Annotated in this window: 1 protein-coding gene; it reads right to left on the bottom strand. The window is 70.0% G+C overall.

The window, feature by feature from the left end; all coding sequences use genetic code 11:
- A partial coding sequence (locus GSM73_RS27925; protein ID WP_256677077.1) for a sigma 54-interacting transcriptional regulator occupies nucleotides 1-217 on the bottom strand: 217 nt, incomplete at both ends.

The following is a 217-nucleotide window of genomic DNA, read 5'->3' as shown; positions in this document are numbered from 1 at the left end:
ACAGCTCGCTCTCCACCACCGACTCGGCCAGGGCTCCGGCGTTGATCGCGACGAAGGGGCCGTTGCGCCGGCCCGACAGATCGTGCAGGGCTCGGGCGACTACCTCCTTGCCGGCCCCGGTTTCTCCGAGGATCAGCACATCGGCGCGGGTCGCCGCTAACGCACCGATCTGCTCGCGCAGGCGCAGTATCGAGGGTGATTGGCCGACGAGCCGGGC

Origin of the sequence: Pseudomonas sp. PICF6 (genome assembly GCF_009831705.1) — a bacterium.
GTDB classification, from domain to species: domain Bacteria; phylum Pseudomonadota; class Gammaproteobacteria; order Pseudomonadales; family Pseudomonadaceae; genus Aquipseudomonas; species Aquipseudomonas rhizophila.
Note: the sequence above shows the minus strand (reverse complement) of the source record. Positions and strands in the feature narration are given on the sequence as shown.